The organism is Alicyclobacillus acidocaldarius subsp. acidocaldarius DSM 446 (genome assembly GCF_000024285.1).
In the GTDB taxonomy this organism is placed as follows: domain Bacteria; phylum Bacillota; class Bacilli; order Alicyclobacillales; family Alicyclobacillaceae; genus Alicyclobacillus; species Alicyclobacillus acidocaldarius.
Window position 1 is genome coordinate 1625062 of the sequence record NC_013205.1, and the last position, 22710, is coordinate 1647771.

General features: G+C 63.1%; 21 protein-coding genes. 17 read left to right on the plus strand and 4 right to left on the minus strand.

What is annotated here, in order from left to right; all coding sequences use genetic code 11:
- Positions 1-55 precede the first annotated feature (55 nt).
- The gene (locus AACI_RS07685) at positions 56-1555 is read left to right on the plus strand and encodes a spore germination protein (RefSeq protein ID WP_012810880.1); all 1500 of its coding nucleotides are present in this window, start codon (positions 56-58) and stop codon (positions 1553-1555) included.
- 79 nt (positions 1556-1634) lie between these two features.
- Positions 1635-2648, plus strand: a complete 1014-nt coding sequence (galE, locus tag AACI_RS07690) for a UDP-glucose 4-epimerase GalE (protein WP_012810881.1) — start codon at positions 1635-1637, stop codon at positions 2646-2648.
- A 7-nt stretch (positions 2649-2655) separates the two neighbouring features.
- On the opposite strand, the gene AACI_RS07695 is transcribed toward galE, so the two are convergent.
- On the minus strand, positions 2656-4236 hold the full coding sequence (locus AACI_RS07695) for a putative polysaccharide biosynthesis protein (protein ID WP_012810882.1): 1581 nt from the start codon (positions 4234-4236) through the stop codon (positions 2656-2658).
- Positions 4237-4456: 220 nt separating this feature from the next.
- Here AACI_RS07695 and AACI_RS07700 point away from each other — a divergent pair, with 220 nt between their 5' ends.
- The 9 genes from AACI_RS07700 to glnA all read left to right on the plus strand — a co-directional run bounded on the left by AACI_RS07700 (position 4457) and on the right by glnA (position 12680).
- The gene (locus tag AACI_RS07700; protein ID WP_012810883.1) at positions 4457-5953 is read left to right on the plus strand and encodes a hypothetical protein; all 1497 of its coding nucleotides are present in this window, start codon (positions 4457-4459) and stop codon (positions 5951-5953) included.
- A 147-nt stretch (positions 5954-6100) separates the two neighbouring features.
- The gene (locus AACI_RS07705) at positions 6101-7090 is read left to right on the plus strand and encodes an AAA family ATPase (protein WP_012810884.1); all 990 of its coding nucleotides are present in this window, start codon (positions 6101-6103) and stop codon (positions 7088-7090) included.
- Positions 7087-7701: a GTPase gene (locus AACI_RS07710; protein ID WP_012810885.1), complete on the plus strand. Its 615-nt coding sequence runs from the start codon at positions 7087-7089 to the stop codon at positions 7699-7701. The genes AACI_RS07705 and AACI_RS07710 overlap by 4 nt, the downstream gene beginning before the upstream one ends.
- Positions 7682-8308: a hypothetical protein gene (locus tag AACI_RS07715; protein ID WP_012810886.1), complete on the plus strand. Its 627-nt coding sequence runs from the start codon at positions 7682-7684 to the stop codon at positions 8306-8308. The genes AACI_RS07710 and AACI_RS07715 overlap by 20 nt, the downstream gene beginning before the upstream one ends.
- On the plus strand, positions 8290-8508 hold the full coding sequence (locus AACI_RS07720) for a hypothetical protein (RefSeq protein WP_012810887.1): 219 nt from the start codon (positions 8290-8292) through the stop codon (positions 8506-8508). Before AACI_RS07715 ends, AACI_RS07720 begins: the two co-directional genes overlap by 19 nt.
- The gene (hflX, locus tag AACI_RS07725; protein ID WP_012810888.1) at positions 8498-9595 is read left to right on the plus strand and encodes a GTPase HflX; all 1098 of its coding nucleotides are present in this window, start codon (positions 8498-8500) and stop codon (positions 9593-9595) included. Before AACI_RS07720 ends, hflX begins: the two co-directional genes overlap by 11 nt.
- A gap of 2 nt (positions 9596-9597) precedes the next feature.
- On the plus strand, positions 9598-10866 hold the full coding sequence (locus tag AACI_RS07730) for a methionine gamma-lyase family protein (protein ID WP_012810889.1): 1269 nt from the start codon (positions 9598-9600) through the stop codon (positions 10864-10866).
- Positions 10867-10933: 67 nt separating this feature from the next.
- Positions 10934-11320, plus strand: a complete 387-nt coding sequence (locus tag AACI_RS07735; RefSeq protein ID WP_012810890.1) for a MerR family transcriptional regulator — start codon at positions 10934-10936, stop codon at positions 11318-11320.
- Positions 11321-11342: 22 nt separating this feature from the next.
- A complete protein-coding gene (gene glnA, locus AACI_RS07740; protein ID WP_012810891.1) occupies positions 11343-12680 on the plus strand; it encodes a type I glutamate--ammonia ligase in 1338 nt (445 codons plus the stop codon).
- 27 nt (positions 12681-12707) lie between these two features.
- On the opposite strand, the gene AACI_RS07745 is transcribed toward glnA, so the two are convergent.
- Entirely contained in the window at positions 12708-13721 is a 1014-nt protein-coding gene (locus AACI_RS07745) for a substrate-binding domain-containing protein (RefSeq protein ID WP_012810892.1), read from the minus strand.
- A gap of 202 nt (positions 13722-13923) precedes the next feature.
- Between AACI_RS07745 and AACI_RS07750 the strand changes: the two genes are divergently transcribed.
- From AACI_RS07750 to AACI_RS07765, 4 genes are all read left to right on the plus strand, one after another.
- Positions 13924-15420 carry a UxaA family hydrolase gene (locus AACI_RS07750; protein WP_012810893.1) on the plus strand — a complete coding sequence of 499 codons (1497 nt, stop codon included), beginning with the start codon at positions 13924-13926 and terminating at the stop codon, positions 15418-15420.
- Positions 15421-15442: 22 nt separating this feature from the next.
- Positions 15443-16255 (plus strand): 5-deoxy-glucuronate isomerase, encoded by an 813-nt coding sequence (iolB, locus tag AACI_RS07755; RefSeq protein ID WP_012810894.1) that lies wholly within the window; start codon positions 15443-15445, stop codon positions 16253-16255.
- Between the two features lie 31 nt (positions 16256-16286).
- Positions 16287-17723: a tagaturonate reductase gene (locus AACI_RS07760; protein WP_012810895.1), complete on the plus strand. Its 1437-nt coding sequence runs from the start codon at positions 16287-16289 to the stop codon at positions 17721-17723.
- Positions 17724-17873: 150 nt separating this feature from the next.
- Complete coding sequence (locus AACI_RS07765) at positions 17874-19271, plus strand: sugar porter family MFS transporter (RefSeq protein WP_041707434.1); 1398 nt, start codon at positions 17874-17876, stop codon at positions 19269-19271.
- Between the two features lie 88 nt (positions 19272-19359).
- On the opposite strand, the gene lexA is transcribed toward AACI_RS07765, so the two are convergent.
- A complete protein-coding gene (lexA, locus tag AACI_RS07770; protein ID WP_012810897.1) occupies positions 19360-19968 on the minus strand; it encodes a transcriptional repressor LexA in 609 nt (202 codons plus the stop codon).
- 82 nt (positions 19969-20050) lie between these two features.
- Positions 20051-20842 carry a Cof-type HAD-IIB family hydrolase gene (locus tag AACI_RS07775; RefSeq protein ID WP_012810898.1) on the minus strand — a complete coding sequence of 264 codons (792 nt, stop codon included), beginning with the start codon at positions 20840-20842 and terminating at the stop codon, positions 20051-20053.
- 165 nt (positions 20843-21007) lie between these two features.
- Here AACI_RS07775 and AACI_RS07780 point away from each other — a divergent pair, with 165 nt between their 5' ends.
- On the plus strand, positions 21008-22402 hold the full coding sequence (locus AACI_RS07780; protein WP_012810899.1) for a glycine--tRNA ligase: 1395 nt from the start codon (positions 21008-21010) through the stop codon (positions 22400-22402).
- A 49-nt stretch (positions 22403-22451) separates the two neighbouring features.
- On the plus strand, positions 22452-22643 hold the full coding sequence (locus tag AACI_RS07785) for a hypothetical protein (protein WP_012810900.1): 192 nt from the start codon (positions 22452-22454) through the stop codon (positions 22641-22643).
- The last annotated feature ends 67 nt before the right edge of the window (positions 22644-22710 follow it).

The window sequence follows — 22710 nt, forward strand, 5'->3', positions numbered from 1 at the left end:
CCAAGGCATGGCTAGGATGGGACATGCACATGAATGAAGAGACGGAGGAGATGCCATGCGACAGTCGGCCGAGCCCCTGGTGAGCCAGCCCATCAGCCGGACACTGGAGCACAACGTCAATTATATTAACCAGCTCCTCGGCATCGGCACCACGTGGGACATCATGGCCAAGCCCTTCCGGTACGGCCGCCTGAACATGATGTCGTACGTGACCAACGGCTTCTTTCTCACGATGAACGTCGTCCTCGTGCTCGACAGCTTTCACCGAAACGTCGAGGCGTTTGAGCGCGAACACGAGGGTCAGACCTACGACATCGAGGAATTGGTCTTCTACCTGAACACGCACATCGATTTCGTGCAGGTGCAGGTGATCAATCAGATGTCGGACGCGGTCCGCTTCATCCTCTCCGGGCCGCTCGTGACGTTCATCGACGGGTACGACAAGGTGCTCGTCGTCGATACCCGCGTGTATCCGATGCGCGGGATCGAGCCTCCCATGATCGAGCGCGTGGTCCGCGGAAACCACGACGGATTCACCGAGACCATGCTCATGAACACGACGCTCATCCGCCGCCGCCTGCGGGATCCGCGCCTTCGCAACGAGCTGTATCAGGTGGGCGACCGCGGCCAGACCGACGTCAGCCTCATGTACCTGAAAGATGTGGCCGATGAGGAAACGGTGTCGGCCATCCGCGAGCTTCTCCGCAGCGTCAAGACGGGCGGCATGATGATGGGCGAACAGCAGTTGGTCGATCTCATCGGCAAGGTGAAGTGGAATCCGTATCCCATCGTGCGCTATACGGAACGGCCGGACGTCGCGGCCACGGCGCTCATCGAGGGGCATGTCGTGATCGTCGTCGACGCCACCGCCGAGGTGATCATCGCGCCCACGACCTTCTTTCAACACATTCAGCATCCGCAGGAATACCACTCGTTCCCCCTCGTGGGCACGTATCTGCGCTGGATCATCGTCATCTCGGTCTTCATGAGCGTGTTTCTGCCGGGCATCTTCATGTTGGCGAATCAGCACCCGGGGCTGCTTCCGTCCTGGGCGAAGTTCTTTATGGCAAGTCGAAACGATCCGCTGCCGCTCTGGGCGCAACTCCTGGTGGCGGAGTTCGCGCTCGACGTGCTTCGGCTCGCGGTCTTGAACGTGCCCGTCACGCTTTCGAATGCCATCGGCATTGTGTCCGCCTTGCTGTTTGGCCAGTTTGCCACGCAGATTCAACTGCTCCAGCCCGAGGTGCTCGTCTACATGGGCTTCGTGATGTTGGCGCAGTACGCGACCTCGTCGTTCGAGCTGGCGTCCGCCAACCAGATGGCGCGCATCTGGATCATGCTCTGGACCGCGGCGCTCAATTGGGGCGGCTTCCTGCTGAGCACGGCATCCTGGTTCCTCCTGCTTCTGACCACCAAGTCCTTCGGCAAGCCCTATTTGTGGCCGCTCATTCCGTTCACGTGGAGGGACGGGATGAGGGACGTTCTCATCCGCTGGCCGTCGAGCGATTTGGGCGGCGTGCCGACCATTCTCCGCAATCGGCGGCGAGCGCGTTGACCTAGACGGCGGGGCGGGATCGCGATCCGCAGCCTTTTTGGTATAGTGGTCGTGGTTCTACTTCGCTGGGGGTGAAGCCATGATTTTGGTGACTGGCGCGGCCGGATACATCGGCTCGCACACCTGTGTGGCGCTCGTCGAGTCCGGTTACGATATCGTCGCCATCGACAATTTTGCGAATTCCAAACCCGAGGCGTTGCGGCGCGTCGCCGAGATCACCGGCAAAGCGTTTCCCGTGCACTCGGTGGACATGCTCGACGCCCAGGCGCTCGACGAGGTCTTTCGCGCCTACGCGTTTCAAGCCGTCATTCACTTCGCCGGGCTCAAGGCGGTCGGGGAGTCGGTGGCGCAGCCGCTTCGCTACTACCGAAACAACCTCGGCAGCACGCTCAATCTGCTCGAATCCATGCTGCAACACGGCGTGAAGAAGATCGTGTTCAGCTCGTCCGCGACGGTGTATGGCGCTTCGAACGAGATGCCCTTGAAGGAGGACATGCCCATCGCCCCGGTGAACCCGTACGGTCAGACGAAGGCGATGATCGAGCAGATCTTGCGCGACGTCGCCGTGGCGACCGAGGGTTTTGGCGCGGCGCTTCTGCGCTATTTCAACCCTGTCGGGGCTCATCCTTCCGGCCGGATCGGCGAAGATCCGCAGGGCATTCCGAATAACCTGGTTCCTTATGTGGCGCAGGTGGCCGTGGGCAAGCGGCCGGAGGTCGTGGTGTTCGGCGGAGACTATCTGACGCCCGACGGCACGGGCGTGCGCGATTACATTCACGTGATGGACCTGGCGTCCGGGCACGTGCGCGCACTCGACTGGGTGTTGTCGCACGCGGGTGCGGAGGCCTTTAACCTTGGAACTGGAAAGGGCTCCAGTGTACTCGAGGTCATTCGGGCCTTTGAGCGGGCGAGCGGGCGGAAAATCCCGTACCGCATCGGTCCAAGGCGCCCCGGCGATGCGGCGGTGAGCTACGCCGACCCGTCCAAAGCGGAGCACGTGCTCGGTTGGAAGGCCACGCAGGATCTCGATGCGATGTGCCGGGATACCTGGCGCTGGCAGTCGCAAAATCCAAACGGCTACGATCCCGCCTGAACCCGCGTCAGCGCGCGCCGAGATACGGCAAGCGGCGCATGGCGCGCGCCAGGGGTTCGCCCACCACTGGGATCCGCGCGATCTCGTCGACGGTGGCAAGCCCTAGGTACATCGCGGAGATCACGTACGTGGTCATGCCGGCGAGGGCGCACAGTGCGAACTGGATCCACGCCGCCTGCAGGGCCGCGTGATGCTGCACGGCGCCCATCGGAAGCCACGCGATGGCGGCGGCAAGGGCCATCTTGGCGCTCATGCTGAGATCAAGGTCGAGATCGTGATACCGCCTGACGGCGAGCATGCCGAGCACCGCGGCGACGATGCCGCTCGTGGCCACCGCCGAGGCGAGCCCGCGGATGCCTTGATGTCCCGCGGCGACGAATTCGTAGATGCACGCCAGGCGAACGGCGCTCGAGAGAAACGTGATGACGGTCGAGACGAACGCTCGGTTCAGTCCCTGGAGGACGGCGAAGAGCGGATCGCTGAGGTAAAAGAACAGGCACGATGGCGCGAGATACGCGAGCAACTGTCCAGCGGTCGGGTTTCGATACAGCGCCGTCGCGGCGTCTTCGCCCGACGCGATGAACAGCGCGGCGGCGAACAGCGCGACGAACATGGCGGCGTGGATGGACTGGGCGATGCGGCGCGCGACGAGCCGGTCGTCGTGGAGCGCTTTGGCTTCGGAGATGGCCGGGACGATGACGGAGGAGATGGCCCCGGACAGCACGGTCGGCATGAACAGGAGTTCCATGGCCATGCCGAAGGCGCCGTACATGGCGGTGGCCTCGCGCCGCGACACCCCGGCCTCGAGAAACGCCTGGTACATGACGGTGGGCTCCGCAGCGAACGCAACCACGCCCAAGACGTTGGAGAGCATGGTCGGCACGGCGACTTGGGCGAGATCGCGAACGACGCCGCGAGCAGGCCGCGCCGTTCGCTGAACGGTCACGAGCAGGCGGCGATCGCGAAGCCCGTACGTGCCGAGCATGGTGAGATATCCTGCAAGTTCGCCCATGCCGCCGCCAATGACGAGCGCGAGGGCGCCGTACCGGACGCCCCAAGGGCTCATCCAGATCATGAGAGGCACCGACGCCGCGGCGCGCACCGTGGTCTCCACGATCCACGCGAGCGCAGGCGGCGTCTGATTTTGAATGCCCATGTAAAAGCCGCTCAGCACCGAAGAAAGGCACACAATGGGTATGCGTAAGACCATCGCGAAAAAGGCGGGGATGGCCCGAGGATCCATGAAGCGCTGCAGGTGGGGCGACAGGGCAAACGCGAGGCACACCATGGCCAGGCCGGAAGCGGCGCTCCACGCGTTCGCCATGATCCACGCCTTGCGCGCGCGCGCGACGTCTCCAACGGCGAGATTTTCTGCGATCACCTTGGAGACCGCGGGTGGGAGCCCAAAGGTGGCGAGGGTCACGAGCAGGAAGTACGGTGGACTGATGGTCTGGAAGAGGCCGAAGCCCTGGGCACCCATCGTTCGGGCCATGACCATCTGGACGGCCAGCGCCATCACGCGGGTGACGATGCCGGCGAAGGCGAGCACGGCCGCGCCGTGCAAGAACGACTGTCGGCTTCTGGTCATCGCTTCCACCCCACATCTCCGTCAACGAAAGGGTATGTCACATCGCCGGGACAAAGACCTCGAATTCGGAGACCGGCGGAAGGCAGGTTCAGTTCCACCAATCGCTTGAAGTGAGTTTGAACTCGGCGCGCTACCCTCGTACCAGAAGGGCGCGGTGCACGCGAACGCCTTCCGGGCCCCGTGCCGCGCCAAAGAGGAAGAGATACGGGGGAAGCGGAAGATGAAAGCCAAGATGGCGACGATGTCTGCCGCGATTTGGCTCGCGGCAGTGGGTGTGACAGGATGTGGCGCAGCGGGTGGGCCCGAGGCGAAGGGTGCCGCCGACGTGGCGGTGAGAGCGTTGACCAACGAGACGCAGACGTCTTCCATTGCAACGTCGACGCCCGCCGAGGGAAGCAACGCCACGGTGACGCCTGGCGGCCAGGCGGGCAACCCGGCGGCCGCGGAGAGCCAGCCGTATCCCGTGGTTAACACGCATGTGCCTCCGAAAGTCTACGGGATGCGGAAATTCCCGTACCCGTACGACGCGATGCTCGCGATTTCGTCCGACGCGGACAGCGAAACCTTGCGAAAATTCAACCTGGTTCACGAATTCATCAATACGACGCAGATGACGCCGCTCGGCAAGGGACTCGGGCTCGACTTCGCGGATTCGTTCTTCATGTACAACGGAGACAACCTGCCCGGCTACGTGGACATCCACCACGAGCCGATGTCGGACGAACTGAGTTGGTTTAAGGGCGTGTCGAATCAGCCCTACGCCGCAGCCGTCCTGAATCATTACATCCACGTCGGCTGGATCGACACCATGCACACCTTTGGCGACTTCAGCGAGCGGAATCAGAACGAGACGTTGTTCTCCCGAAAGCTCGCCATTCAGGCCATTGACGCGCTGAAAGCGGACGGGGACTATCTCACCGTGTGGACGGACCACGGCAACAAGTCGAATGTGGACAACTTCGGCGACTATGGCCGAACTCCATTCTATGACTATCAGCAGGGCGCCAATCCGTGGTCCAAATATTATCACACCGACATCACCATCCCGTACGGCATTCGGTTCGTATGGCCGGACGGCGCGAGCGACCAGTTCGGCATGAGTTCCATGATCTATCCGCTCCGGCTGCCGGACGGTCGGGAGGTGTGGGGATTTTGGCGCTACACGTCCGAGGGATTTAACGCTAAGGGAGATCCGGAGTGGAATTGGACGCCGTTTGGGCTCGACGAGCAGTTGTCTCCAGCTCATCTAAAGGAAATTGAGGTCCATCACGATTACGCCATTGTCGCGCAGCACCTCTGCGGAACGACCTATCCGGGCGTGTTACCGCAACCCGCGGTGCAGGCGCTCCGGCGTTTGGCGCAGCAGTACTACGAGGGGAAGATCCTCGTGACCCGGACGAGCCGACTGCTCAACTATAACGTGGTTCAACAGTACGTGTCCTACCGCGTGACGTACGAGAAGGGAAAGGCGTACATTCACATCCTGGCCATTCTCGATCCCGTGTTCGGCGCGTACGTCCCGACTGTCGACGACGTTCGCGGCCTGACCTTTTACACGTCGAATCCTGCGGAGACCGTGATCGAAATCCGCAACACCGCCATTCCGGCCGATTTGATTCAAGAAAACCGCTCGGACGGTGTGGCGCCGAGCATCGGCATCAAGTGGTGGGCCGTGGACACCACCAATTACGCCGAGACCGCCCCAGGCGTTTATTAAAGAAGCTCCCTTGGAGGCCGTATCCCCGCTCATCGCCGGGGACGGCCTCTCTTCATGCGTTTGGCATGGGCGATCACCCATGGGCGCGGTCCCGCATACCTTGTGGCGTGGGTCGGCGCTGCCGGCCAAGTGAGGGGTGACACGCGAATGACACCACGAAACACGGGGCGCAGAACCACGCGAGCGGTGGACACCCGGAAAGCCGCGGGCGTGATCGACCTGTACGAGCGAGGGCATATCGATCTGACCGACGCGCTCGCCAGGATCTCAGGCGTCGACGACCCGATGGGCTCGGTCGCGCCGCCAATCGACAAGCGGCGCATTCACGAGCTTCTGCGCGAACTGGACGATCTCGTCGGGCTCGACGAGGTCAAACGGGTGGTGCGCGAGATCTTCGCGCTCGTGTACGTGCAGCGATTGCGAAGGGAACACCGGCTCAAGGCCGATCCGACCGTGCTTCACATGATCTTCTACGGGAACCCCGGCACCGGCAAGACCACGGTGGCGCGCATCCTCGCGCGCATGTTTCACGAGTGTGGCCTGCTGGAGAAGGGGCATCTGGTGGAGGTGGAGCGCGCGGATCTCGTGGGCGAGTACATCGGCCACACGGCGCAGAAGACGAGGGAGCAGATTCAGAAGGCGCTTGGCGGCGTGCTGTTCATCGATGAGGCGTATTCGCTCGCGCGTGGGGGCGAGAAGGACTTTGGCCGCGAGGCCATCGACTGCCTGGTGAAGGCGATGGAAGATCATAAACACGAGCTCATTGTGATCCTGGCCGGCTACGAGCGCGAGATGCGCTGGTTCCTGAGCACCAATCCGGGCCTGCCGAGCCGGTTCCCCATCCAGATTCGGTTTCCCGATTACGGCGTGGACCAGCTCGTGCAGATTGCGAAAAAGACCCTCGCCACGAGAGACTACCGCATGACCGCCGAGGCCGAGTGGGCGCTTCGAAGCCTGCTCCAGAACGCGCTTCGCGAGCCTCGGCTCGAGCCGTTCTCGAACGCGAGGTTCGTTCGCAACCTGGTGGAGCGAGCCATTCGGCGTCAGGCGGTGCGCCTCTTTGAAGAAGCGAGGCCGAAGCGGGACGCGCTCATGCTCATCGAGGCGCGAGACTGGCAAGGAGATGAGGTGCGATGAGCGACGTCGTCGTGGTCGGCCGGGCCAACGCAGGCAAGACCTCCGCGTGTCTTCGCCTGGCGCGTGCCCTCGGCGTGGAAGACCTGGTTTGGGTGGTGGAGCGGACGGACGGCGGAAGAGAGAGGCGCAGGTTGCCCATTCGCGAGGCCGAGCGCTGGCTCACGTCGGGGGAGCCCCACTCGACGACATCGCTCCAGACGCTTGCCATCCCGGTGGCGAGGGGGAAGGTTTCCCGTTCGGTCGACATCGTCGACAGCGCCGGCCTGGCGGACGGCCACGTCCGGGACGAGAGGGTCCGCCGCGCCATGGGCCAGACGCTGCGCGCGCTCGTCGCGGCAAAAGCCGTGCTGCACGTGGTGGACGCGGCGGACATCGGGCGCTCGCTCGAGGCCCGCGAAGCGCCGTTTCACGCGCTCGACGAACAGCTGGTGACGATTGGGCGAACCAAGGCGTTTTATCTCGTCCTGGCCAACAAGATCGATCTGCCGTTCGCGGAGCGAGGGGTGGCGTGGCTGCGGGAGCGCCTTCAGGATGCGCGCGTGATCGCCACGTCCGCCAAGACGGGCGCGGGCTTCGACGAGGTGAAGCGGTATGTATGGAAGCTGGCTTGATCTCGCTCGCCTGTTTGGCGCGCTCCTCCTGGCGGGCCTTGCGGTCAAGTGGATGGACGACGTGCTGGACGTGGACTACGACCTGTGTCAGGGGCAGCGCACGCTCGCCGCGCGCTTTGGCCGCGCGGCCCTCCCGTACGCGATGGTCGTCATGGCGTGCGCCGTCGCGCTCGCCGAAGCACCCGCCATCGCGGCGTTCTTTGGCGCCTATGCGGTCGGGATGTTCGCGCGGCCGTTCGAACGATTGCCGTCCCAACTCCCGGCGTGGGCGGAAAGCCTCATCGCCCTTGGCCTCTGTGCGCTCATCGTGGGCTGGCGCGGCGCCCTCTGGGGCGCATCCTTCATGCTCGCAGTGGACTGGCTGGACGATCTCGTCGACCGGTTTCGCGACGCGGAGACCGGCCAATGGAACGCGGTGATTCGCTTTGGCGTCGTGGAGGTGCTTCTCACCATTCTCGGCGCGATGGCCGTCGCCATCTTTTCTGAGGTAGTATGGAGCCTCGTCGGACTCGTCGCCTTGGCCGCGGTCAACGTGGTCTCCGAAACGACGACGTCGAAACTCGTGCCGGAAGATAGGGGGGAGGGGCCATGGTCGCGTCTCTCGTGACAGGGCTTGTGCTCCTGCTCGTCGCCTTGTCGTATCACGCAGGGCGGCGCGCGGGATTCAAATCGGGGCGACAGGTCGGCCGCGCGGAGGCGCCGCTTCTTCTGCGCATGCGCTATCAGCTTGATGCGCGCTGCCCGATTTGCGATGATAGCGAAGGACTAGCGGGCGAGGAGGCAGAGCGCGAGCGCTGTGGAAGCTGAGAAGGCCTTACTCCTGGTGTGGCAGCGAAGCGACGAAACGCAGGACGACGTGGCGTACCGCGTGGAGGAATTGACAGGGCTCTGCGAGGCGGCCGGGGCCCAGGTGGTGGGAACCGTCGTGCAGTGGCGCCGATCGCCGGATGGGCGATGGTACCTGGGGCAAGGCAAGGTGGAGGTCCTGCGTCATCTCGTCGAGTCGACGGGCGCGGACCTCGTGGTGGCGGACGGCGAACTGCGGCCCACGCAGGCGCGCAACCTGGAGGATGCCGTTCATCGGCGCGTGGTCGATCGCACCGTGCTCATTCTCGACATCTTCGCGCGCAGGGCTGTGAGCCGCGAGGGCAAGCTTCAGGTCGAGATCGCCCAACTCAAGTACCTGTTGCCGCGGCTTTCCGGGCGCGGCGCGGCGTGGTCCCGGCTCGGCGGTGGCATCGGCACGCGGGGGCCGGGCGAGTCGAAGCTGGAACTCGACAGGCGGCGGATTCGCGCGCGCATTGCCAAACTGGAGCGCGATCTCGCCGAGCTCTCCGCCCACCGATCGAGGCTTCGGCAGCGGCGGGTCCGCGACAGCGCGGTGGTGGCGCTCGTCGGGTACACGAACGCCGGCAAGACGACCGTGCGCGCGAGGTGGGTCGCGGATCGCGGGCGCGTCGCGGAAGCCTTCGGGCGGGACCGCCTGTTTGACACGCTCGACGTGACCGCGCGGCGCGTATTTGAGCCAGGCGGCGAGCCGTACGTGGTAACGGACACCGTGGGTTTCGTGGAGCATCTGCCGCATCATCTGATCGAGGCGTTTCGCTCGACGCTCGAAGAGGTGGCGTACGCGGACGTGATCGTCCTCGTGGTGGACGCGTCGCGCGCGCCGGATCGGCATCTTCGGGCCACGCGGCAGGTGCTCGCCGATCTGCGCGCGCTGGACAAGCCCATCATCACGTTCTACAACAAGATGGATCTCGCGGCCTGGCAGCCGCCGCCTGACCTCGAGGCGCAGCAGACAGTGTACGGAAGCGCCGTGGCGGGGGATCTCGAGCTGCTGTACCAGGCGGTGGAAGCGCGGCTGCATCAAGCGAAGGAGAAGGCGGACTGAGGATGCTTTTGGAAGGTAAGCTGGATGACATCCGCACGTACGTGGAATCGTGCGAGCGGGAGATCGAGCCTTATCAGCGCCGGTCGGAGGCTGTCGCGCTGGCGAATCAGGAGCGCGTGCTCGAGGCGTTTTGGCGCCACGAAGTGGCGCAGTTCGATCTCGTCGGATCGACGGGGTATGGGCTTGGCGACGCGGGGCGGGAGAAGCTTGAGGCCGTCTACGCGGACGTGTTTGGCGCCGAGGCCGCCTTGGTGCGCCCGCAGATCGTCTCCGGGACGCACGCCATCGCCCTCGCGCTGTTTGGCTGCTTGCGGCCGGGAGATCGCCTGGTGGTCGCCACCGGCGTGCCGTATGACACGCTTCACGCGGCGCTCGGGCTCCGACCCGCGCCCGGCTCGCTCGCGGAGCACGGCGTGAAGGTCGAGATCGTGGAGCTCGGCGAGGACGGGGGCATGGACCTTGCGGCCATCGAGCGGGCGGTGCGCGCACCCGCGGTGCGGATGGTGCTGTTTCAGCGATCGCGCGGCTACGGCGATCGACGGTCGTTTTCCATCGCGGAACTGGAGGCCGCGTTCTCGGCGGTGAAAGAGGCTCGCCCAGACGTGTGGATCGCGGTGGACAACTGCTACGGCGAGTTCGTGGAGGATCGCGAGCCATGTCACGTGGGCGCGGATGTCGCGATGGGCTCGCTCATCAAGAACCCGGGCGCAGGGCTTTGTCCGACGGGCGGCTACGTCGTGGGCCGGCGGGACATCGTGGAGCGCGTCGCCGCGCGGCTTGTGGCGCCGGGCACGGCGGCCGAGTACGGCCCGACGGGCCCCTATCTTCTGACCATGTTCCAGGCGCTGTTTCTCGCGCCGCACGCGGTGCTTCAGGCGGTGAAAGGGTCGCGGCTGATGGCGGCGGCGCTCCAAGGCCTTGGCTTTCGCGTGTCTCCGGGGCCTGAGGCGGACCGAACGGATCTCATCCTGTCGGTCGAGCTCGGCGCGCCGGACCGCCTGCTGGCCTTCTGCCGGGCCATCCAGTCCGTCGCGCCCGTCGATGCGCATGTGCGCCCGGAACCGGCGCCGATGGCCGGGTACGCGGATCCCGTCGTCATGGCCGCCGGGACGTTCATTCAGGGGGCTTCTCTCGAATTGACCGCCGACGCGCCGTTGCGGCCGCCGTATGTGGCGTACGTGCAGGGCGGGTTGACGTACGAGCATGCCGTGTTGGCGGTGCGCCGGGTGGTGGCCGCGATCGCGCCGCTTGCGTCAAAGAATATCACGTGAGTGATTGTCGTGGCGCGCCCTCCATGTTACGATAAGTTTCAACAGGTCGCACAGGGAGGGGCGCGCCGTGGATTTGGAAGAGCGCAGGAACATGCCCTTATTTTCGATAGGCACGGTGCAAAAGCTGACGGGGCTCAGCGCACGGCAAATCCGTTACTACGAAGAGCACGGGTTGATCCAGCCGGCGCGCACGCCCGGGAATCAGCGGCAGTTTTCGTTTGCCGACGTGGAGCGCCTGATGCAGATCCGACAGTTGCTCGACGAGGGTCACAATATCGCGAGCGTGAAGCGCAACCTTCTCGAGAAGGACAGGCGGCCGAGATCGAGCCGCCCGTTGGCGACAAGGGACGTGCCCGATTCCGAAGTGTATCAGTGGCTGGAGCGCGAGCTGATGGAGCGGCGGCAAACGGGAGAGTTTCAAGGCGATTTGTCTCGCTTCTACCGCCACCGCTGAATGAGCCGCGAGGGAGGATCGTATGCGGAAAGAATACACAAAAGAAGAAATATTGAAACTGGCCGAAGCGAACGACGTGCGGTACGTGCGCCTGCAGTTCACCGATTTGCTCGGGATTGTGAAAAACGTGGAGATCCCGGTGGACCAACTGCCGAAGGCGCTGGACAACCGCATCATGTTTGACGGTTCATCGATTCAAGGGTTTGTCCGCATTGAGGAGTCGGACATGTACCTGGCGCCGGATCGGTCGACTTGGCTGGTCTTCCCGTGGGACACGCCGCAGGGGAAGGTGGCGCGCTTGATTTGCGACGTGAACCTTCCGGACGGCACGCCGTTTGCGGGCGATCCCCGGTCGGTGCTCAAACGCGTCTGCGAGAAGGCCAGGGCCATGGGGTTTTCGGCGTTCAACGTCGGCCCGGAACCGGAGTTTTTCCTCTTTAAGCTGGACGAAAATGGAAAGCCCACGCTCGACCTCAACGACGAAGGGGGTTACTTCGACTGGGCACCGGTCGATCTCGGCGAAAACTGCCGCCGCGATATCGTACTCGCGCTGGAGCAAATGGGGTTCGAGATTGAGGCGTCGCACCACGAGGTCGCCCCGGGGCAGCACGAGATTGACTTTCGCTACGCGGAAGCGGTGGAGGCGGCGGACAACCTCACGACCTTCCGGCTGGTCGTCAAGACGGTCGCGCGGGAGCACGGGCTGCACGCCACCTTTATGCCCAAGCCGCTCTACGGCATTAACGGCTCGGGCATGCATACCCATCTGTCGCTGTTCCGCGATGGCCAGAACGCGTTCTACGATCCGGAGGGGGAGATGGGGCTCAGCGAGACGGCGCTCCATTTTGTCGCCGGGCTGTTGGAGCACGCTCGGGCGTTCACGGCCATCTGCAATCCGCTCGTGAACTCGTACAAGCGCCTCGTGCCCGGCTATGAAGCGCCGAGCTACATCGCGTGGAGTGGCAAGAACCGGTCGCCGCTCGTCCGCGTCCCCGCCGCTCGCGGCATGTCGACGCGGGTCGAGGTCCGCAGCCCGGACCCAAGTTGCAACCCGTACCTTGCCATCGCCTCGCTGCTCGCTGCCGGGCTCGACGGGATCGAGCGCGAGCTGGAACCTCCGCCGCCGGTGAACCGGAACATCTACATGATGACGGAAGCAGAAAAGGAGGAGGCGGGCATTCGAAGCCTCCCGTCCAACCTCAACGAGGCGCTGGATGCCTTGATCCGGGACCAAGTGATCATGGAAGCGCTCGGCGATCACGTCCTGCTTCACTTCATCGAAGCGAAGCGCATCGAGTGGAACATGTTCCGCACGCAGGTGACGGAGTGGGAGCGGGAGCAATATTTCACTATTTACTGACAGAACGCAAGGGGTGGCCGGACAAGGTCACCTCTTCTTGGTCATCCGCACGGGAGGCGGCGCGGTGGAACTGCGCACGACCATCTCCGAATGGAGTACAATCCTCGTCGACGTCTTCCGCACGCCCTCAATCCGCTCGAGCAGAAGCTGCGCGCCGAGCGATCCATAGTTGTATGCCGGTTGAACCGCCGCCGTCGCGAGGGAGTCGACCGAGGCGAGATCGTCCGTGTTGCCGAAGCTGACCACGCTGATGTCGTGGGGAATCGAAAGGCCAAGACCGCGAAGCCTTCGCACGATATGCGCGTACTGAAACATGTTGCCGAGGAACAGGGCGGTGGGTGCGTCCGAACGCCCGACGAGCGCGTCCACAAACGATGCATCCATGTCTCGCGTCATGGGCGCCGTGAAGATGAGGCTCTCATCCACCGGTAACCCCTTGTGGAGAAGGGCGTCTCGGTACCCGTCGAGCCGCTCTCGGCTGGACGCGCTGTGGAGCGGGCCCACCACGGCTGCGATGCGCTCGTGGCCCAGGTCCAGGAGATGTTCCACGAGCCGACGCGAGGTCTCGCGAATGTCTCCCTTGACGAGATCTGCGTCGAGCCCTTCGATCTCGCGGTCGATGAGCACGAACGGCACCTGATGTTCGGTGAGCCGCACCAGGTTTTCGCGCGACGGATCTCCGACCGGCACCACCAGCGCGCCGCGCACCTGGTAATCGAGGCACATCTGCACATATTCCTGCTCTTTCTGAAGGTCCTCGTCCGTGTTGGCGATGAACACCCGAAAACCGTGTTTGCGCGCCACGTCCTCCATGCCGCGCGCGATAAAGGTGAAAAACGGGTTGGTGATGTCCGGCACGATGAGCATCCACGTGTCGTGCGGCGAGGACTGCTGCCCCTTCGGAACGTAGTTGAGTTCCTGCATCGCCGCGAGCACCTTTTGCCTCGTCGACGGCTTCACATAACCGGAGTTGTTCACCACGCGAGATACGGTCATGATGGACACGCCCGCGCGTTTTGCGACATCCGCCATCGTGGTCATGCGGGTCACCCTTCTCTCGTATCCTCTTGATGTGAATGATAACATATTGACAACACTTTTTCGAGCGGCGTATACTGCACTTGAATTGCGAGAGAAATCGCATTCATCCTGTCCACTTTTTCTTTCTCTAGAATGTTAATTTAACAGTTATTCTAACGGACCATTGCATGAGGTGAACAGGCGACAAAGGAGGCGGTTCCGCGTGGCGCCCAAGGTTTTGCATCTCTCGCCGGTCGACGATGTCGTGGTGGCGCTTGAACCGCTCGACGTGGGGGAGGTCGTCGAGACCCCTTTCGGCCAGGTGAGCGCTCGAGCGCCCATTGCACTGGGCCACAAGCTCGCCGTCAAGCCTGTGAAGTGCGGAGAAGCGGTGCACAAATACGGTTTTCCCATCGGCGTCGCAACGCAGGACATCGAGCCGGGCGAATGGGTGCACACGCACAATCTGCGCACGGCGCTCTCGGAGCGCGGCTCCTACGTGTACCGACCGCACGGTTCTCCGGCACTCGTGCTTGACGACGGCCTCACGTTCATGGGCTATGTCCGGTCCGACGGACAGGTCGGCGTGCGCAACGAGATTTGGATCCTGAACACGGTCGGGTGTGTGAACAAAGTGGCCGAGCGGCTAGCGGCGATGGCCGACGCCAAATGGCGCGGAGGCGGGATCGACGGCGTGTACCACTTCGCGCATCCGTACGGGTGTTCACAGCTCGGGGATGATCTCGTCTACACCCAATCTCTGCTCGCGGGGCTCGTCCGACACCCCAACGCCGCCGGCGTGCTTGTGATTGGGCTCGGATGCGAGAACAACCGGATTGAGGCGTTTCGGGAGCGGTTGGATCAAGCGTCGCTGGAGAGGGTGGCGTTCCTCGAACTCCAGCGCACCACGGATGAATTCGCGGACGGCATGCGGCTGTTGGAGGACCTCGTCGAGCGGGCGCGCGCATTCGTCCGCCAGCCGGTGCCAGTGGCTCGTCTGAAATTGGGGCTGAAATGCGGCGGATCCGACGGTCTGTCAGGCGTCACGGCGAATCCACTCGTGGGACAGGTGGCGGACCGCGTCGTCGCTCGCGGCGGCACGGCACTCCTGACCGAGGTGCCTGAGATGTTCGGCGCGGAGACGGTGCTCATGGATCGCGCCGACAGCCCTGAGACGTTCGCCAAAATCGTAGATCTGATTCAGTCGTGGAAGGATTACTACACGCGCCACGGCCAGCCCGTTTATGAAAATCCCTCCCCCGGAAACAAGGCGGGCGGCATCACCACACTGGAAGAAAAGTCGCTCGGTGCCGTGCAGAAGGGCGGGCGCCTTTCCCGGGTGGTGGACGTCCTCGGCTACGGCGATCCGGCCGTGAAACCTGGGCTCAACCTGATCTCGGCGCCTGGGAACGACATGGTGTCGGTGAGCGCGCTCGCGGCGAGCGGCGCGCAGCTGATCCTGTTCACCACAGGCCGGGGCACGCCCTTCGGCGGGCCGGTTCCAACGCTGAAGATTGCGAGCAACCACCAGCTTGCGTCGTCGAAACCTGGCTGGATCGACTTCGACGCGGGGCGGATCGCGCTCGGGGAATCGATGAACGATCTCGCGGAGGAATTGCTGCACAAGGTCATTCGCGTGGCGTCTGGAGAAGAACTCGCCCGGAACGAAGTGAACGGGTATCGCGAGATCGCCATCTTCAAGGACGGCGTCACCCTTTGAGCGAAGCGGAGGTTGGATGAGGATGTATCTGGTGCGAGGAAAAGCGGAAAACGGTTATCACGAGTTGGTGCCGCAACAGAACGCGGCCGGGCTAAAGTGGATTTCGTTCGGCCACCTGCGGCTCGGTCGAGGCGAGGCGCATGAAGCGACCCTTCAGGGACGAGAGGTGGTCCTGGTTCTCCTGTCGGGCGCCATGCGCGTGTCGGTCGGCCATCACACCTTTGGGCCGTACGAGCGGCCGAATGTCTTTGCGGCGCCGGCGACAGCAGTGTACGTGCCGGTTGGCCAACCGTTTCGCGTGGAAAACGCGGGCGACGGGGCGCTCGAGGTCGCCGTCTGCCAGGCGGTTGCGGAGGAAGTCCACCAGCCGTTCGTCGTCACGCCGGACGAAGTCCAGGTGAAGACCGTGGGGCAGGCCAACTTCGAACGCAAGGTGCATGACATCGTCGTGCAGCAGGCGGAAGGCCGCGTTCACCGGATCATTGTCGGCGAGACGTTCAATCCGCCAGGCAACTGGTCGAGTTATCCGCCGCACAAACACGACGAGTATATCCCGGGCGTTGAGGCGCTCATGGAGGAGATCTATTTCTATCAGCTCGACCCGCCTCACGGCTTTGGGCTGCAGTCCATCTACACCTCGGATGGCTCCATCGACGAGACGTATCGCGTTCGACACGGCGACGCGTTCATGATCCCGCGCGGGTATCACCCCGTCTGCGCCGCGGGCGGCTATCAACTGTACTATCTGTGGCTCATGGCGGGACCGGTGGATCGCGTGATGATTCCGCACGACGATCCGACTCATGCCTGGCTCCGCGAGCGCTCGTGGGGTTGAATGTCGGACATTTCCGTGGGGAGACGAGACGATGCGGTTACACGCAGGCGCATTGGACGGTGAAGCTCGCGCCAGCTTCGAGCGCGCGCGGGCCATGCCCATCCGGGTGGTTCAAATTGGCGAAGGCATTTTTCTGCGGGGTTTCGTCGACTGGCTTGTTCACCGCCTGAATGAGTCCGGTACGTTTCAAGGAAGGATCGCCGTGGTGAATCCGCGCCCGAGCGGCGCTCACCACGTTCACCAGTTTCAGGAACAAGACGGCCTTTACACGGTACTCGTGCGCGGCATGCAGGACGGCAGGCCCGTGGAAAACGCGGAGCTTGTCACGTCCGTGGCTCGCGCCTTCGATTCGACGCGGGAGTGGGCGCAGGTCCTGCAACTCGCGCGCGATCCGCTCGTCGAGATCGCCGTGTCCAACACCACGGAGCTCGGCGTTCGATATGAACCCGTGCCGAGGCCCATGTCGGATGCTCCGCCTGGGACCTATCCGGCCAAACTGACGCAGTACCTGCACGAGCGGTACCTCGCGCTCGGCTGGCAGGAAACCAGTCGGCTGATCGTCGTCCCGTGCGAGCTCATCGACGACAACGGCCAGCAGTTGCGGTCCATTGTGGAGCGCCATGCGGCGGACTGGCAGCTCGGCGGCGACTTTATGCGCTGGTTGCGCGATCGCGTCGAGTTCTGCGACACCCTCGTCGATCGCATCGTGACCCCCTACGCGGGCGATCCGCCGCTCCCCTATGAGGACGCGCTGGCGGTGACGGTCGAACCGTACTACCTGTTTGCCATTCGCGGCAGCGAGCGGCTGAAGGCGCTGTGGCCGTTCGAGGAAGTCGGCCTGCACGTCCACTACGCGGACGACATCCGCGACTTTCGCTTGCAGAAGCTTCGCGCGTTGAACGGCACGCACACGGCGCTCGCAAACCTGGGTCTCATGGCGGGCCTCGAGACGGTGCTCGAGGTGATGCAGCATCCCACGTTGTCCGCGTACGTCCGCCATCTCGTCCACGGCGAGATCGTGCCGGCGACCGAGCGTCGTGTGAGCCGTCCGGAGATGTTGCGCGATTTCGCTCACGACGTGCTCGAGCGGTTTCAGAATCCGTATCTGGAGCACAAGTTGCGCTCGATTGCCACAAATGCCGTCTCGAAGGCAAGAATTCGGCTCGTGCCGACGCTCCTCGACGCGGTGGAGCGGTTGGGCGACGCCCGGAGGCTCACGGCGGCCGTCGCGGCGGTGTGCCTGGCGTACCGACCCGGCATGGAACGCGCGGCTGAGCCGGATCCGGCCGCGGACCGGCTGAGGGCGTTGTGGCAGGACGACCTCGGGGCCTCGGCACACGCCATTCTTTCGGACGCTGAGCTGTGGTCCGCGGATCTGACCCAGGTGCCGGGCGTGCTCGACGGATGGATCCGGTTCGTGGAAATGGCCCTGCGAGAGGGCCCGGTTCAGGCCGTCGCGTCCTTGTGACAGGCAGGATGCCTGAAAGGGGGTGGGGCAGACGCTTCCGGGCTCTGCAGATTGATGAACGAGGCCGAAGGCGTCGACTGGCGTCGACTGGCAAAGGAGGATGACAGCAGGTATGCGCGGCAGATGCACACAGGAGGTGACTGAACCTTGATGCAGGCAGAAGTGGCGCAGGCCGAGTATCGGCCGAATCTGGGCTACGTCGTGACGGTCGTCGTCATTGCATCGCTCGGCGGGCTTCTCTTCGGGTATGACACCGGCGTGATCGCAGGGGCGAACGAGTTTCTGAAATCGGAGTTTCACATGAGTGCAGCGACCACCGGACTCGTCTCGAGCAGCATCGATCTCGGCGCCATGCTCGGCGTGCTCATCGCGGGCTTCCTGGGCGACTCGTTCGGAAGGAAGAAAGCGCTGTCGGTCGCGGGCATCATCTTCATCGCCTCGAGCTTGATCTCGGCCTTCGCGCCGAGCGTCGGCGTGTTGGTTCTCGGGCGGTTTATCGGGGGCGTCGGCATCGGTCTGGCGTCGCTGTTGTCGCCGCTCTACATCGCCGAGATCGCACCGCCGCGGATCCGCGGGCGATTGGTCGGGTCGAACCAATTGGCTATCGTGTCCGGGATTTTCATCGTCTACTTTGTGAACGCGGCTATCGTCAGTTCGCACACCACGGCCTGGAACCAGACGACGGGCTGGCGCTGGATGTTTGCCATGGGTGTCATTCCGGCCGTCATCTTTTTCTTCCTGCTCTTCCTTGTGCCGGAGAGCCCGAGGTATCTCATGAAGCGGGGACGCGAAGAGCAGGCCATCTCGATTCTCGAACGCGTGAGCGGCCCTGAGCGGGCGCGGTGGGACGTCGAGGAGATTCGCAAATCGCTCGAAGTCGTGCCGGATTCGTTGTTTCAAGAACTGTCGCGCCCGGGCATTCGAAAGGCGCTCGGCATCGGCGTCGTGCTCGCGATCTTCCAACAGTTCACGGGCACCAACGCCGTGGGCTATTACGCCCCGATGATCTTCAAGGCGGCCGGCGCAGGCACCAACGCGTCGTTCTACGACACGGTTTGGATTGGCGCCATCAAGGTCATCTTCGTCATCGTGCTGATGCTCATCGTCGATCGCGTCGGAAGAAAGCGGTTGCTTGTGTGGAACGGGATGCTCATGGCGCTCTTTCTCGCCATCCTGGGCGTCGCCTTTTCACTGCCGCACATGATCACGTGGCTGGTCCTCGCGCTTGTGTTCGCGCACACCATCGCCTACGAGCTGTCCTGGGGCGGCGGCGTGTGGATTGTGTTGTCCGAGATCTATCCGACTGCCATCCGCGGCCGCGCCATGGCCATCGCGTCCTTTGCGCTGTGGTTCGCCACATACCTCGTGGCGCAGTTCTTCCCGATTTTGTTGCAGGCTATCGGCGGCACGTGGACGTTTTGGATCTTCGCGCTGTTCTGCATCGCCATGGCCGTCTTCATGCAGCGGGTCGTGCCGGAGACGAGCAAGAAGACGATGGAGAAGATCCAAAGCGACTGGCTCCAGTCGGAGCGAGGAAGCTCTCTGTGACCGCCTGACGTATCTCGTTGCCTGGTCTCGAAGAGGTGCTCTGAAGATGCGGCGAAGCGAAAGAGGCTTGCGCCGCATGTTTTTCTTTCTATCGGATCTGCCGAAAGATCCCGATGACCTTGCCGAGGATGGTCACGTTCGGAAAGTACAAGGGAGACATCGCGTCGTTTTCTGGTTGGAGGCGCACACGGCCATCCTCCCGGTAAAACCGCTTGATGGTGGCTTCGTCCTCGTCGGTCATGGCCACGACGATGTCGCCGTTGTCGGCCGACGTCTGCCGCCGCACGATGGCGAGATCGCCATCCAGAATGCCCGCATTGATCATGCTCTCGCCGACCACGCGCAGCGCGAAGACTTCATCGCCCTTCGCCACGTCGCGCGGCAAAGGCAAGTATCCCTCGATGTCTTCCAGCGCCGAGATGGGAAGTCCCGCTGTCACACGACCGACGATGGGAGCGAGCACGACATCCCCCGGCTCCTCGTCGTCCACAAGGAGTTCCAGTGCTCTCGGTTTGGTCGGATCTCGACGCAAGTAACCCTTCTGTTGGAGTCGCTCGAGATGCCCGTGAACCGTCGAGCTTGACGCCAACCCCACCGCTTCTCCAATCTCGCGCACCGATGGCGGATATCCTTTTTCGCGGATGTTTTTTCGGATAAACTCGAGAATTGCGCGTTGACGAGCCGTAAGACCGCTCACCGTCCCCACTCCCTTCGGTCCCATTCTAACACGTCACGTCGAAAGGTGCAAACACGTGTTCGGATGGGAGGGAAAAAGAGGCTCAGATGAGCCCAAGTTCGGCCAAAGCGTCCGCGACGCCGCCCTCGTCGGCGCTCGAAGTGACGCGCTTGGCCGCGCGCTTGACCTCGTCGCTGGCGTTGCCCATGGCGAAGGAGTATCCCATGGTGCGAAACATGCCGATGTCGTTCCCTCCGTCTCCGATGTGCACGGCGTCTTCAGGTGAGATGCCGAGATACGAGAGGAGGTGCATCGCGCCGATGGACTTATCCGACTTGCGGCGCTGGAAGTCGACGGCCTGTTCGTGCCAGCGGTACACGTAGCATTCGGGAAACTCGCGCTCGAACACGTCGTCCCACTCGGCGGTCATGAACGCGTTCAACTGAAACACGCCGATCTCGTCCAGCCGATCGGCCATCGTCGGCTCGCAGGCGATGGGCGGGAAGTCGTAGGACGCGAGGACCGGCAGATATTCCGGTGGAATCGGCCGCAGGCTAAAGGCGTGATCGTGCGTGTGAATGATGGTCTGAATGCCGCGGCGCTCCGCCGATTCCAGGATGCCTCGAACCACTTCGCGCGAGAAAGGCAGGGCAAAGATCTCTCGATCTCCGGCCTTCACCAAACCGCCGTTAAAATAGATGCCGTATGGGATCCCTAGTGAGGCCTGCACGTGTTGGGCGTGAATGACGCTCCGACCCGTGCACACGGCGACCGGAATCTGGTTTTCGATGAGTTTAGCGACCGCCGCGGCGCTTTTGGGCACGATCCGGCCGTTCACAAACAGCGTTCCATCGATGTCGAGAAACACCATCTTGACGCGTTGCTTGGTCTTCACGAACTCTCCCCCCATGCTGCGACCGCTCGCGCCGGTGTGAGACCAGTCGGAGTTTCATTATACACAACACCTTGCCAAAATAGGCACAGCGGACGCGCTCCGTTGCGCGCACGCGCCAGCCTCGGCTATCATAGCCATATTGAGGACGAGCAGGAGGAACAGTCGATGCAGGTGACGATGGATACGTTGGTGTCGCTCGCGAAGCGGCGAGGCTTTATATTCCCCGGTTCTGAGATTTACGGTGGATTGGCCAACACGTGGGATTATGGGCCGCTCGGCGCTCAGGTGAAGCACAATTTGAAGCGCGCCTGGTGGCGGTTTTTCATCGAGCAAAATCCGTTGAATGTGGGCCTGGATTCGGCCATCCTGATGAATAAGCAGGTGTGGGTCGCGTCCGGACACGTGGCGAACTTCCACGATCCGATGGTGGACTGCCGCCAGTGCAAGGCCCGTTTCCGCGCGGATAAGCTGATCGAGGAGGCCGCCGAGGCGAAGGGGAAGTCCCTGGTCGTGGACGGCCTGCCGTTTGCGGAAATGGAGCGGCTGATGGAGGAACTTCAAATCGCTTGCCCCAACTGCGGAGCTCGCGATTTTACGAATGTCCGGCAGTTCAACATGATGTTCCGCACCTTTCAGGGCGTGACGGAAGACGCGGCGAACGAGGTGTATCTCCGCCCCGAGACCGCGCAGGGCATTTTCGTCAACTTTAAAAACGTCCAACGCACGATGCGCAAGAAGCTGCCGTTTGGCATCGGTCAGTTTGGAAAGAGTTTCCGCAATGAAATCACGCCGGGGAACTTCATCTTCCGCACGCGCGAATTCGAACAGATGGAGCTCGAGTTCTTCTGCGCGCCGGGCGAAGACGAGAAATGGTTTGCGTACTGGCGGCAGACGTGTATGGATTGGTTGCTCTCGCTCGGCATCAAGCCGGATCACCTGCGGTTTCGCGATCACGCCAAGGAGCAACTGTCTCACTACAGCAAGGCCACGACGGATATCGAGTACCGCTTCCCGTTCGGCTGGGGGGAGCTTTTGGGCGTCGCGAATCGCACCGATTACGACCTCAAGGCGCACCAGGAGCACTCTGGTGAGAACATGATGGTGCAGGAGGAAGGGCAGGAGCCATTCATTCCCTACTGCATCGAGCCCTCTATCGGCGCGGATCGCCTCTTTCTCGCCGTGTTCGCCGATGCCTACGACGAGGAAGAAGTGGCGGAAGGAGACACGCGGGTTGTTCTCCGGCTGCACCCGAAGCTCGCGCCTTACCAGGTCGCGGTGTTGCCTCTGTCGAAGAAGCTGAACGAACCGGCGCACCGTCTGTACCTGGATCTGATCAAGACGTATAGTGCCGATTACGATGAGACCGGGTCCATTGGGAAGAGATATCGGAGGCAGGACGAGATCGGCACGCCCTTCTGCGTGACGTATGATTTCGAATCGGAATCGGATGGGCAGGTCACCATCCGGATGCGCGATTCGATGGAACAGGTCAGAATTCCCATTGAAGGCGTGCGCACGTGGCTGGACGAACAACTGCAGTCGTCGGGCGCGACGTGGTGAAGGCATGAAGCCGGCATGATGGTGTCATGCTAAGCCGGGGGTGGGCCAGATGTCAGGTGAACACACGCAACATCACAACGACGACTTCACGTTCGTGGGTGCGCTCAGCCACAACCACGACGTGGAGGCGTTTGTGGAGCGGCGAAACCAGATGCTCAGCTCGCGGTTGGATGCGGTGGTTCCCTGGAAGGCATATCACCGGGCGAATGTGCCTCACGGCAAGAGGCAGTCGAACGGGTGAGAGACAACCCACGCCCTGGGCGGTCCGCTTCGGCGGATCGCCTTTTTTCGGCTTGCGTTGAACTCGC